An 11,198-nucleotide genomic window follows, 5' to 3' on the forward strand; every position below is an offset into this window, starting at 1 on the left:
GGTCGGCGATTTCAGTGGTCGCCGGCGGCAGTCCGAGCCGCTGGCGCGACAAGCGCGAGATCGGCCAGCTCGGCGGCCAGCGCGCGCGACCGGGACGACGTGCCGGCATGCACGATCGGCAGGTGGCCCTGCGGCGGCCGGGCGGTGTTGAGGGGACCGGTCACCCGGATGTGCGTGCCGTGGGCGTCGGTGGCGTGCAGCCCGGCGGGGTCGATCAGCACCGCGGCGTCGCGGCCGGGTTCGGCGTGTGCGCCCGGGTGCCGCCAGCCGGAGGGGTAGGCGCCCAGCGTGCGCACCATGGCCCCGAGGGTGAGGCGGCGGGAGATGCGGGGCATTGTGTCTCCTGAGGTCGCGGACGGCGGTGCAGCCGACTGGTGGCGGCGTGCGGTCAGCGTAAGGAGGATGCGCCGGCCCCCGAAGGGGCGATCGGGGAATGTGTCGGCCTGTGTCGAGCGGGCAGGCGACGCCGGGCGGAGCGGGGGGCGCCGCGGCCCGTTGTATGGCGAAGTGTGACGCGCTGCCGCGTCAGCGCGGTGGTGTCACCACCGCGCCGTGGCCGGGGCGGTGGAGGAACCCGGACGCCGCACCGAGTGCACCGCCGACGAGGGTGTCGACGATGCGCTCACCGACGAAGGCGGTGCCCAGCTCCCCCGTCGCCGCGCCCGTCAGCAGCAGCACGAGCGGCGTGATGAACACCAGAGCCAGCCCGTAATTGCGCACCACGAGCAGCTCGACCACGAACTGCAGCAGGCCCAGCACCGCCGCGAGCCACAGGCCTTCGACACCCCACGGCGCGATGAGCAGGAACACTCCGGCGCCGGCGACGGTGCCCAGCATCCGGTGCAGGCCGCGGGCCACGGCGACCCGGCGGCCGACCGCCACCCCCACCACGCCGAGCGCCGCACCGACGACCCAGTACGTCCGCTGCGGGTCGACGGCGGCCCCGATGGCGGTGCCCACGATCGTCACGACCGCGGCGCGCAGGAACATCGTGCCGGCGACGCCGGTGAGCACCGGGCGGGGAAGCAGGTGCCGCAGTGGCCGCGCCGAGACGCGGCGCACGCTCCGCCACAGCAGCGGGGTCAGCGCGAGCAGGTAGGCGAAGCCGATGCCGAGAGCCAGGGTGCCCAGGTAGGTCAGCGATTGGGCGGCATCCATCGCGGAGGCGATCTGGCCACTGAGCCCGTAGATCAGCACGAAGAACAACGGCCCCGGTGCGCCGAGGGCCAAGCCGTACATCGTGGCCGCCGCCAGCAGGGCCACGACGACCAGACCGGCGAGCGAAAGGGCGGGGACGTGTGCGCACGCGACGCCCAGGGCGGCGGCGGCGAGCAGCCCCGCTCCGATGAACGGGAGCACTCGCGCGCGTTCGGCCGGCGGCAGGGCGCTGGCGTGGATAATCACGAAGGCACCGGCGGCTGCGCGGTAGCCCAGTTCCGGTGCGCCCAGCACGGTGAACACCGCGATCGGGGCGACCATGGCGACGGCGGCCTGCAGGGCGAGCGGCCAGCGCGGCGCCGGAGCAGGGGTCAGCCGGAAGAGTCCGGCGACGATGTCGGTCAGCGCGGCGCGCGCACGCGACATGGGTCCTCCGGAGGTGGGCGTGAGCCTTCCACGGTAGTGCGCGGTGATCCGGGCATGCTGAGTGTCGACGTGCGGTGCTAGCGTCCCGGCCATGACCGAGGATGTCCGCACGACGTGGTTGCTCGATTCCGATCCGGCGCTGCGCTGGCAGGTGGAGCGCGACGTGATTCACGACCCACCCGAGGTGTGGCAGGCCACCCGCGCCCGGGTCCCCCGCGAGGGGTTCGGCGCGCGGCTGCTGACGCTGCAGGATCCGGATGGGCAGTGGGCGGGTGGATCCTTCTTCCCGCACGATGCCACCGAGGACGAAGACGGGCAGCCGTGGACGGCGACCACCTGGTCCCTCAACGCGCTGCGGGAGTGGGGTGTGGATGCCGCAGCTCTCGGTGACACGGCAGCGCGCCTCGACGCGAACTGCCGGTGGGATTACGACGACCTGCCGTATTGGGGTGGCGAGGTGGACTGCTGCATCAACGCGTACACACTGTCCAACGGCGCGTGGCTGGGAGCCGACGTCCGCGGCATCCGCCAGTGGTTCCTCGATCATCAACTCGCCGACGGCGGCTGGAACTGCGAGTGGATCGAGGGGTCGACCAGATCGTCGTTCCACTCGACGCTGAACACGCTCAAGGGGCTGCTCTGGTACGAACGCGTCGTCGGCGGCGACGACGAACTGCGCGCGGCGCGGCATGTCGGGCAGGAGTATCTGCTCGAGCGGCGGCTGCTGCGACGGCTGTCGGACGGGGAGCCGGTTGCGCCGTGGGCGACGAGGCTCACCTATCCGTTCCGGTGGCGGTTCAACGCCCTCAACGCGCTGGACCACTTCCGCGAGGCCGCGCGGTTCGACGAGGTACCGCCGGACCCGAGGCTGGCCGATGCGGTCGAGGTGGTGCGGGCGGCGCGGCGGGCGGACGGCATGTGGTTGCAGGAGGGGCGGGAGCCCGGCCGGGTGTGGTTCCACGTGGATGTGGAGCCCGGCGAGCCGTCGAAGTGGCTGACGCTCATCGGCACGCGAGTGCTCGACTGGTGGGACGCCGCCGCGCCGCGCTGAGCGCGCGGGCGCGGGGTACCGGGCGCGGGGCGTCTCCTCCCCAGCCGGGGATGTGGTGAGTTATCCACAACCCCTGATCAACGTCGGTTTCCGTGGGTCGCAATGTCGGAGGGGGTCGGCAGAATCGGGGGTATGAACACCTCCCCGACCACCACCGCCCGGACGGCAGTGCTGTCGCATGAGCAGGTGATCTCCGGGCTGGAGGACGTGCGGCGGCGTCGGGCGGAGGTGGATGCCGACGAGGTGTGGTTCCTCTCGCAGGCGGAGGCTGTTGCGGAGGCGGAGACCGCCCGCATCCCGTCCAGTGAGGGTCGAGAGCGGGAGATGCCGTTGCGGTCGATGGCCGCGGAAGTCGGCGCGGTGCTGCGCCGCTCGGACCACGGCATGCGCGACCGGATGCACGACGCGACCGTGCTGGTGACCGAGTTGCCCGCGACGTTCAGGGCGCTTCGGGAGGACCGGATCGACCGGCAGCATGTGCGGATCATCCAGGATGCCGCCGCCCGCATCACCGACCCGCAGGTGCGGGCCCGGTTCGAACAGGCCGCGCTGGTGGTGTGCGAGAAGGACACTCCGGGACGGGCGAAGCCACTCGTGCTGATGCTGGCGCAGCGGCTCAACCCGGTGCCATTGGAGGAGCGGCACAAGGAGGCCGCGGCGGGCCGGCGGGTGTGGGTGCGGGACCTGGACGACGGGATGGCCGAACTGGCCGCGCTGCTGCCGGCGGAGCTGGTCTACGCCATGCGGGACCGGCTGAACCAGCACGCCCGCCAGGTCGCCGACGCCCACCACGCCGCGGCCAAAGCCGCTGCCGCAGCGGAGACCGAAGCCGAAGCCGACGCCGACGCCGACGCCCCCGAAACGACCTCCGCACAGATCGTCGCGACCGATACCCGCACGATGGACCAGATCCGCGCCGACGTGCTCACCGACCTGCTGCTCACCGGGCACGCCACCGCACCCGCCGCCACCGGGGCGATCCCGGAGGGCACGGCGATCGTCGCGCAGGTCCAGGTGGTGATCCCTGCCAACACCCTCGTCGGGATCGGAGACGAGCCCGCCGAGCTGGTCGGATACGGGCCCATCAGCCCCGACACCGCCCGACGGCTCGCCGCGACCGCCGACGTGTGGGAACGGCTGTTCACCTCCCCGACCAGTGGGGCGGTGGAGCAGGTGCTCACCTATCGGCCGACCCGGGAGATGCGCAGACACCTCGACGCGAGGGACGAGCACTGCCGGTTCCTGGGGTGCCGACGGCCGGCCCGTCAGTGCGACCTCGACCACACCCACGACGCTGCCCTGGGTGGGCCGACCTGCCTCACGAATCTCGCGAACCTGTGCCCGGGTCGACATCACCCGGTCAAGCACGGCACCGCGTGGAGCGTGGTGCAGAAAGCCGACGGCATCCTGGAATGGACCAGCCCCACCGGCCGGGTCTACACCGACATCCCCCGACGGGTGCTGGAGTTCATGGCCTTGGCCGCCATCGAGGAGCCCGCACCCTTCTGATCAGGCGCCCGGACCGGCAGGCCAACCCCTGTTACCGGTACCATCGCCGCATGACACGCACCGTCGTCCCCACCCCGCTGTCCGCCGCCATCGAAGACGCGATCGCGCGGGTGCGTGCGGAGGTCGCCGCGTTGCACGCCGAGTTGGTGCGGTATGGGCTGGTGGTGTGGACGGGTGGGAATGTGTCGGGGCGGGTGCCGGGGGCGGATCTGTTCGTGATCAAGCCGTCGGGGGTGTCGTATGACGAGCTGGGTCCGGAGAACATGATCTTGTGCGACCTGGACGGCGCGGTGGTTGCGGGCACGCCGGGCGGTGACCGGTCGCCGTCATCGGATACCGCGGCGCATGCGTTCGTGTACCGGAACATGCCGGCGGTGGGTGGGGTCGTGCACACGCATTCGCCGTATGCCACGGCGTGGGCCGCGCGGGGTGAGGCGATTCCGTGTGTCCTCACCGCGATGGCGGATGAGTTCGGTGGGGAGGTGCCGGTGGGTCCGTTCGCGATCATCGGGGATGATTCCATCGGCCGGGGCATCGTGGACACCCTCACCGGGCACCGGTCGCGGGCGGTGCTGATGCAGGGTCACGGCCCGTTCACGATCGGGGCGACGGCGCGGGATGCGGTCAAGGCCGCGGTGATGGTGGAAGACGTCGCCCGCACCGTGCATCTGGCCCGGCAGGGTGGGCAACTTTCCCCGATCCCGCAGGATGCGATCGACCGGCTCTACGACCGGTACCAGAACGTGTACGGCCAGACCACCGACGACCGACGGTAGCCCCACCTGTTTCGGTGTTGACGGCCAGCACTTGGCGTACGACGCTGGAAGCACAGTTCGGAGACTGGACCGCACCCCCGGCGGTGAGTCGAAGTGCTAATCGCCGGGTGGAGCACTGTCAATCCCCTCTCCAGCAAGGGGAACGCCAGTCACGCTCGGAGTGGAGGCACACCCCCTATGGATCCCGCACCGCATCCGCACAGTTCCAATCCGCCGACCGGCCGGATCCGCATCGACCCCCTGGGCCGCGGCGCCTGGCGCCTCTCAGACACCACCGTGGAGGATGCCGGCCTCGCGCTCTTCGCCTACGTCGAGTTCACCGCGGACGGTTTCTACGAGGCGGTCTGGGTTGCCACGCACGCCAAGACCAGCCGGCATTCGACCCTCGAGGAAGTCACTCGCATCGCACTGGACATGATGACGGATCAGGTCGAATCGCGGCGGACCAAACCCATCCCGATCGCCCACCGCACGCCGTTCACCACGAACTGACCTGCCGCCACGTGTGAGGCAGCCTCACCAGATCGGTTACCCGCGCCCGACGGGTACCCTTCAAACGTGGGCAAACTCGTTTATGGCAATGGCAGCAGATCCTTCGAGATCGAGGATCGCACTCTTGCGCACCTGCGGGTCGTCTTCATGAACAAGCTTCGCCGCGGGGAGTCGTTCATGTTCCACCACACCGAGCCGCATCTGACCTGCAGCGTCTGGATGGACCCGTCGGTGCCGTTCATCCTCCAATTCCACGGCAGCCGCCAGCCGACGGTGAACCGGGACTGGGTCGAAGCACTCATGCAGGAGGCGAGCAGCGCGAACGGCCTGCGGGTGGTCCCCGAGCCGGCGCCAGGCACCGCGGTCCTCGCCGACGCTGTCGGCTGATCAGGCACGACCAATAGTCCAGCCGCAACCAGTTGTAAAGCCCGAGGCGAGAACCGGCCGCGGTGCCTAGCGTGTGAACCATGGCTGCAGATGACATGACCGACGAGGAGAAGCGCCGCGACCAGCTGCTGGCCGCGCCAGACGCCGTGGAGTCCGACGCCGACCCGCGCATCGACGTCACTCACCGGGACGGCGTCACCAGGATCGACATCCGTGACGACGCGCCGGTGCGCCCCGGCGGGCCGGTGCTGGACGAGATCCCCGCCGAGGAATGAGCGGCCGCATTATCGTGCTACAGTAGATAGTCCCCGGTTCGGGGAAGATCCATCGCGTCGACACACTCCAGTGCCGGAGAGCACTACCGATCGGATCCGCCGCATCTGCGGCCCATCGACATGTGCTCCCGCCTCACTGGCGCGCGACGCCGCTTATGAAAGTTTCTCTACCTTGTCTTCTGTTTCCTGCTGCGACACCGTCGCGCAGCGCCCGCTCGATTGGCGCCAAGCTGATCCCGATGTGTACGTCGCCACCGTAAATGGCGAGTACGCTGGGTTTACCGCACGTGCTGAATCGGGCTTCACCGCCCACGGCCCGCTCGGTCAAGCACTCGGCTTGCACATCACGCTCGAGAGCGCACAGCGCGTCGTCACGGATCTCCGCGACGACGTCAACAACACAAAAACTTCCGCGGCACACCCGCGGCTCACCCGTCCGCGCCGCATTCGTCGGCTCGGCACCATCGGTCGCACTAGCGGCCCGAAAAGTAGAAGGAAAGACACGATGGCCACTGGCACCGTGAAATGGTTCAACTCCGAGAAGGGCTACGGCTTCATCGCACCTGACGATGGGTCCGCCGACCTGTTCGCGCACTACAGCGCGATCGCCGGCAACGGCTTCAAGGAACTGCGCGAGACGCAGAAGGTGGAATACGACGCCGAGCAGGGCCCCAAGGGCATGCAGGCTGCGAACATCCGCGCACTCTGAGTTTCCCCAAAGGCCGGCACGCTTAGGCGTGCCGGCCTTTGTCGTTCATTCCGAGGTCGACGGTGCATTCCCTCCCGCGTATAGACTCCCGCGTAATGTAGGCCTCTAAGCGATCGGCAGCCGCCGTTGGCTCAATGACGGCCCACCCGGTCCCCGATCGAAGAGGTGCAGCTATTTCCGCCACCACAATCGAGTCCACCCTCGGTCCGATCCGCCAGACGTACGCAGGCACCAAGGACTTCCCGCCCATCACCCGGGCCTACACGGATGTGTCCCGCCTGGTGAAGGAACGCGGCCTGCTCGAGCGGACCCGGGGTTTCTACGCCCTCGTGGGGGCGGCCATCCTGGTCGGGTTCGCCGCCTGCATCACGGGATTCTTCCTCCTCGGCGACAGCTGGTTCCAGCTCTTCATCGCGGCTGCCCTCGGCATCCTCTTCACGCAGGTGGCATTCCTTTCGCACGAAGGCGCGCACCGGCAGATCCTCGCATCGGGGCGCGCGAACGACCGCCTCTCCCGACTCCTCGGCAACGGCGTCGTCGGCATGAGCTACTCCTGGTGGGACACGAAGCACAGTCGCCACCACGCCAACCCCAACCGGGTCGGCAAGGACCCCGACATCGAGATCGACACGATCTCCTTCCTCGATGAGGACGCCGCCTCCGCGCGCGGCATCCGACGCCTGATCACCAAGCGCCAGGGATGGCTGTTCTTCCCGCTGCTGATGTTCGAAGGCCTGAACCTGCACTTCCTTGCCTTCCGCCACGTGTTCGGCCGTCAGCCCGTCAAGGATCGCTGGTTCGAGATCACGCTGCTGCTGGTGCGACACGCCGTCGTCTACACGCCGCTGTTCATCTTCCTGCCGGTCGGCATGGCACTGGCCTTCATGGGCGTTCAGCTGGCCGTCTTCGGCGTCTACATGGGTGCCTCATTCGCCCCGAACCACAAGGGCATGCCGGTCATCGACAAGGACGCGAAGCTGGACTTCTTCACCAAGCAGGTGCGCACCTCCCGCAACATCCGCGGTGGCTGGTGGGCGACCTGGCTCATGGGCGGTCTGAACTACCAGATCGAGCACCACCTGTTCCCCAACATGCCCCGACCGCACCTCGCCCAAGCCCGCGAGATCGTCATCGAGGCCTGCAAGACGCTCGACGTCCCGTACACCGAGACCAGCCTGCTGCGCTCGTACGCGATCGTCATCGACTACCTCAACCGTGTCGGCCTCGCCGCGCGTGACCCGTTCGACTGCCCGATGGCTTCCACCTACCGTCGGGTGTGACCCGAGCGGCTTGACCGCGGCACCCCCTTGTTCGCAAGGGGGTGCCGCGTTCGTTCGTGCCGGGCGTAGCTTCGCGGCATGAGCGACGTCACCATCTTCGCCCCCTCGCCCATCCTCACTGTCACGGTTGAGGATCACCCCACCGGCAGCGAGATCCACGTGCACGCCGGCGGGCAGGGCGTGTGGCAGGCGCGCATGCTCCTGCGGCTGGGGGCGAGCGTGACGATGTGCTGCGCGCTCACCGGCGAGACCGGCCGCGCAATGCGGCACCTGCTGCAAGACGAGGGCATCACTGTCGTCGCCGTGCTGCGCGAGGGTCGCGGCTCCGCGTACGTACACGACCGCCGCGGCGGTCAGCGCGTGGTGATCACCGCCGAGGAGGGTGATCCGATCGGGCGCCACGAACTCGACGAGCTCTACGGCGCCACGCTCGCGGCAGGCCTGGCGTCGAAGCTGGTGATCCTCAGCGGACCGGCCGGCGACAGCGCGCTGCCTCCCGACACCTACCGGCGCCTGGCCTCCGACCTGCGCGCGGGCGGCTCGGCGGTGCTGATCGACCTTGCCGGGAAGCGTCTGGACGCCGCCGTGACGGGCGGTGTGGACGTCCTGAAGGTGAGCGACGAGGAATTGCTCGCCGACGGGCTCATCAGTGACCGCTCGGTGTCGTCGGTGCGGGCGGCGATGCGGGGGCTCCACGAACGGGGGGCACGGACGGTCATCGTCTCGCGCGCGGCCGAGCCGCTGCTGCTGCTCGACGAACGCGGCGTCGTCGAGGTGAGCACGCCGCACCTGCAGGTCGCGGACACGCGCGGTGCCGGCGACTCGCTCACGGCCGGGGTGGCTGCCGGCATGGCCGCCGGCGAGACCGCGCGCCAGGCGATCACGCTGGGTGCCGCCGCGGGCGCGCTCAACGTCACACGTCATGGCCTCGGCACGGGCGACGCACGCGCCATCGCGACGATCCGTCCGTCCGTCAGGGTGCGCGACGCCACCTACAGCGACGAGGCGCTTCCGGAGCAACCGGTGACGGGAAGGGTCAGCCCCATCGGGTTGGCCGCCCTCGCCGAGCCCGAGGAGCGGCCGTGACACGCGCCCTCCTCACCAACGACGACGGCATCTCAGCGCCCGGACTGCACGCGCTCGCCCGCGCGGCCCGCGCGTCGGGGCTGGACATTGTGATCGCCGCTCCCGCCGTGCAGTCCAGCGGTGCCAGCGCATCGATCATGGCCGAAGACCACGACGGCCGGATCGCGGTGGAACGGCGCACCCTGGTGGGGCTCGAGCATGTCCCGGCGTTCGCCGTGAAAGGCGGGCCCGGCCTCATCGCGCTCATCGCCGCGCACGGCGCCTTCGGCCCCCCGCCCGAGATCGTGCTGTCCGGCGTGAACCACGGCGCCAACGTCGGACGCGCCATCCTGCACTCCGGAACGGTCGGCGCTGCGCTCACCGGTGGCCTCAACGGCGCCCGTGCCGTGGCGGTCTCCCTCGATGTGGGGATGCGACCAAGCGAATTCCACTGGGATGCCGCCGCGGATGCCGCACTCGGGCTGCTGCCCGACCTGCTCCAGCGCCCGCCCGGCACGGTGATCAACGTCAATGCGCCCAACACCGCGAGCAACCGCGGCATCCGGGAGTCCGCCCTCGCGCCGTTCGGAATCGTGCAGACGACGCTCAGCGAGCGCGATGAGCACCACATCCGGCTTGCCGTGGAAGACCTGCCCCACACGCCCGAACCAGGCACCGACGCTGCTCATCTGGCAGACGGCTGGGTCACCGTGACCGGGTTGGACTCCGTGTCACACGTCCCCCTGGGCCTGCGCTGACGCGATCAGTGCAGGAATTCACCCTTCGCACGCTCGAACTGGTCGAGCCGATCGAGCCGTTCGGCGAGCCTGCTGACGAACGCGGCGGTCGTGGCGGCCTGCTCGGGCGTCAATTCGTCGATCACCTCGACGACGGCGGTGTGATGTGCGGCGTGGGCCTGGTCGACCACGCGCAGGGCATCCGGCGTGGGAACGAGGTAGACCGCGCGGCGATCATGAGGATGCTGCACCCGCTCCACCAGGCCGCGTGTGACCAGTCGCTCCACGACGTTGGTCACGGTGGCGCTGGAGGTCGTGAGCATCACCAGCAGATCTTTCGGGCTGACGTCGCGTTCGTCGCGGTACGCCTGCACGAGATAGCGCAGCGCCGTGAGGTCCAGGCTGGACAGCCCGGCACGCTCCTGCGCCCGGTCGGCCTGGACGTGTTCGGCCCGGCGCAGTCGCAGGATCGCCTCACTCAGCTCGCGGCCCGCCGAAGACTGCGGCGGATCGGCATAGAGGTGCTCAGCTTCGTGACGCACGATGTTCTGGGGCATGATCGCAGTGCCCACCCTTCTACGAGCTCTCGGATGCCACGGCGCCACGTGCCTCGGCGAGGGATGCGAAGACCCCCACCTCGGCGCCGGTGTCGTTGCGGGCACTGTACCCACCCGAGCGCAGCAGCTCCACCGCTCCGAGGTAGCGGCCGCCGGTGTTGGCAACCCAGAACCCCGGCTCAACCCGGAACCAGGCAGCGCCCCCACGGATATCGGCGGAGCGGACTTCGTCGATGATCACGGACATGGCGTCTCCCTCAGTGTAGATCATGACGGCGACCCGTCCAATCGATTAAACACCCGGTGTATTACATACTTAGTTAGATTGACATCCGATGAATTTTGTCGGTATGAATGACTCACACACATTCGGCGAGCGCTAGGAGCGCCGCCGGCGAACGAAAGGGTCCAGCCATGGGACGTCTTTACTACGGAGCCGACACCACCCCGGCCCAGATCCCCGACCGCCTGCTGGCGCACGTCAAGGTCGTCACGGCCACGAAGCTCCGCCGCAACGAGAGCTTCACCATCTCGTGGCGGCACGCGCAGGGCGACACCGTCGGCCGGACGACGCTGTGGATGCAGCCCTCGATCCCGCTGCGCTTCGTTTTCGAGACCCCCGAGCCGGAGACGCTGGACCCTGTGCTGCTCAAGGAGCTCGCCGCATCAGCGAACGGCGCCGGCGGCATGATGCTGGTCTGGGAGGACGAGACTGTCGCCGAGCCGGTCCCGTACGCGCCCGTCTCCGCCCAGCGGCACCTCGTCGCGGCGTAGCA

General features: G+C 69.4%; 15 protein-coding genes. 11 read left to right on the forward strand and 4 right to left on the reverse strand.

What is annotated here, in order from left to right; genetic code table 11:
* Window positions 1-11: 11 nt before the first annotated feature.
* Window positions 12-335, reverse strand: coding sequence for an LLM class flavin-dependent oxidoreductase (locus NQ151_RS08630; protein ID WP_257527756.1), 324 nt, complete (start codon window positions 333-335; stop codon window positions 12-14).
* Window positions 336-525: 190 nt separating this feature from the next.
* The gene (locus tag NQ151_RS08635) at window positions 526-1,584 is read right to left on the reverse strand and encodes an FUSC family protein (protein WP_257527757.1); all 1,059 of its coding nucleotides are present in this window, start codon (window positions 1,582-1,584) and stop codon (window positions 526-528) included.
* Window positions 1,585-1,675: 91 nt separating this feature from the next.
* On the opposite strand from NQ151_RS08635, the gene NQ151_RS08640 reads away from it, so the two are divergent.
* From NQ151_RS08640 to surE, 10 genes are all read left to right on the forward strand, one after another.
* Complete coding sequence (locus NQ151_RS08640; RefSeq protein WP_257527758.1) at window positions 1,676-2,635, forward strand: prenyltransferase/squalene oxidase repeat-containing protein; 960 nt, start codon at window positions 1,676-1,678, stop codon at window positions 2,633-2,635.
* Between the two features lie 132 nt (window positions 2,636-2,767).
* Window positions 2,768-4,144, forward strand: a complete 1,377-nt coding sequence (locus NQ151_RS08645) for an HNH endonuclease signature motif containing protein (protein WP_257527759.1) — start codon at window positions 2,768-2,770, stop codon at window positions 4,142-4,144.
* A gap of 50 nt (window positions 4,145-4,194) precedes the next feature.
* Window positions 4,195-4,920 (forward strand): L-ribulose-5-phosphate 4-epimerase, encoded by a 726-nt coding sequence (locus NQ151_RS08650; RefSeq protein WP_257527760.1) that lies wholly within the window; start codon window positions 4,195-4,197, stop codon window positions 4,918-4,920.
* Between the two features lie 177 nt (window positions 4,921-5,097).
* Window positions 5,098-5,412 carry a hypothetical protein gene (locus NQ151_RS08655; protein ID WP_257527761.1) on the forward strand — a complete coding sequence of 105 codons (315 nt, stop codon included), beginning with the start codon at window positions 5,098-5,100 and terminating at the stop codon, window positions 5,410-5,412.
* A gap of 66 nt (window positions 5,413-5,478) precedes the next feature.
* Complete coding sequence (locus NQ151_RS08660; protein WP_257527762.1) at window positions 5,479-5,799, forward strand: DUF7882 family protein; 321 nt, start codon at window positions 5,479-5,481, stop codon at window positions 5,797-5,799.
* 80 nt (window positions 5,800-5,879) lie between these two features.
* Complete coding sequence (locus NQ151_RS08665) at window positions 5,880-6,074, forward strand: hypothetical protein (RefSeq protein WP_257527763.1); 195 nt, start codon at window positions 5,880-5,882, stop codon at window positions 6,072-6,074.
* A 505-nt stretch (window positions 6,075-6,579) separates the two neighbouring features.
* Window positions 6,580-6,783: a cold-shock protein gene (locus NQ151_RS08670; RefSeq protein WP_191718937.1), complete on the forward strand. Its 204-nt coding sequence runs from the start codon at window positions 6,580-6,582 to the stop codon at window positions 6,781-6,783.
* Between the two features lie 134 nt (window positions 6,784-6,917).
* The gene (locus tag NQ151_RS08675) at window positions 6,918-8,063 is read left to right on the forward strand and encodes a fatty acid desaturase family protein (RefSeq protein WP_257527764.1); all 1,146 of its coding nucleotides are present in this window, start codon (window positions 6,918-6,920) and stop codon (window positions 8,061-8,063) included.
* Window positions 8,064-8,141: 78 nt separating this feature from the next.
* Entirely contained in the window at window positions 8,142-9,149 is a 1,008-nt protein-coding gene (locus NQ151_RS08680) for a PfkB family carbohydrate kinase (RefSeq protein ID WP_257507753.1), read from the forward strand.
* Window positions 9,146-9,886, forward strand: a complete 741-nt coding sequence (surE, locus tag NQ151_RS08685) for a 5'/3'-nucleotidase SurE (RefSeq protein WP_257527765.1) — start codon at window positions 9,146-9,148, stop codon at window positions 9,884-9,886. The genes NQ151_RS08680 and surE overlap by 4 nt, the downstream gene beginning before the upstream one ends.
* A gap of 5 nt (window positions 9,887-9,891) precedes the next feature.
* Here surE and NQ151_RS08690 read toward each other — a convergent pair whose 3' ends face one another.
* Both NQ151_RS08690 and NQ151_RS08695 read right to left on the reverse strand, forming a co-directional pair.
* On the reverse strand, window positions 9,892-10,422 hold the full coding sequence (locus NQ151_RS08690) for a MarR family winged helix-turn-helix transcriptional regulator (protein ID WP_257527766.1): 531 nt from the start codon (window positions 10,420-10,422) through the stop codon (window positions 9,892-9,894).
* A gap of 19 nt (window positions 10,423-10,441) precedes the next feature.
* Complete coding sequence (locus tag NQ151_RS08695) at window positions 10,442-10,669, reverse strand: hypothetical protein (protein WP_257507750.1); 228 nt, start codon at window positions 10,667-10,669, stop codon at window positions 10,442-10,444.
* Window positions 10,670-10,836: 167 nt separating this feature from the next.
* Between NQ151_RS08695 and NQ151_RS08700 the strand changes: the two genes are divergently transcribed.
* A complete protein-coding gene (locus NQ151_RS08700; protein WP_257527767.1) occupies window positions 10,837-11,196 on the forward strand; it encodes a DUF7882 family protein in 360 nt (119 codons plus the stop codon).
* Window positions 11,197-11,198: the final 2 nt, after the last annotated feature.

It is taken from the genome of Microbacterium sp. zg-YB36, from assembly GCF_024623575.2.
In the GTDB taxonomy this organism is placed as follows: Bacteria; Actinomycetota; Actinomycetes; order Actinomycetales; family Microbacteriaceae; genus Microbacterium.

Bases quoted from the DNA above. Each gene is read 5' to 3' on its own strand.
- NQ151_RS08630 (WP_257527756.1), bottom strand. From the start codon at position 335: ATGCCCCGCATCTCCCGCCGCCTCACCCTCGGGGCCATGGTGCGCACG.
- NQ151_RS08635 (WP_257527757.1), bottom strand. From the start codon at position 1,584: ATGTCGCGTGCGCGCGCCGCGCTGACCGACATCGTCGCCGGACTCTTC.
- NQ151_RS08640 (WP_257527758.1), top strand. From the start codon at position 1,676: ATGACCGAGGATGTCCGCACGACGTGGTTGCTCGATTCCGATCCGGCG.
- NQ151_RS08645 (WP_257527759.1), top strand. From the start codon at position 2,768: ATGAACACCTCCCCGACCACCACCGCCCGGACGGCAGTGCTGTCGCAT.
- NQ151_RS08650 (WP_257527760.1), top strand. From the start codon at position 4,195: ATGACACGCACCGTCGTCCCCACCCCGCTGTCCGCCGCCATCGAAGAC.
- NQ151_RS08655 (WP_257527761.1), top strand. From the start codon at position 5,098: ATGGATCCCGCACCGCATCCGCACAGTTCCAATCCGCCGACCGGCCGG.
- NQ151_RS08665 (WP_257527763.1), top strand. From the start codon at position 5,880: ATGGCTGCAGATGACATGACCGACGAGGAGAAGCGCCGCGACCAGCTG.
- NQ151_RS08670 (WP_191718937.1), top strand. From the start codon at position 6,580: ATGGCCACTGGCACCGTGAAATGGTTCAACTCCGAGAAGGGCTACGGC.
- NQ151_RS08675 (WP_257527764.1), top strand. From the start codon at position 6,918: ATGACGGCCCACCCGGTCCCCGATCGAAGAGGTGCAGCTATTTCCGCC.
- NQ151_RS08680 (WP_257507753.1), top strand. From the start codon at position 8,142: ATGAGCGACGTCACCATCTTCGCCCCCTCGCCCATCCTCACTGTCACG.
- NQ151_RS08690 (WP_257527766.1), bottom strand. From the start codon at position 10,422: ATGCCCCAGAACATCGTGCGTCACGAAGCTGAGCACCTCTATGCCGAT.
- NQ151_RS08695 (WP_257507750.1), bottom strand. From the start codon at position 10,669: ATGTCCGTGATCATCGACGAAGTCCGCTCCGCCGATATCCGTGGGGGC.
- NQ151_RS08700 (WP_257527767.1), top strand. From the start codon at position 10,837: ATGGGACGTCTTTACTACGGAGCCGACACCACCCCGGCCCAGATCCCC.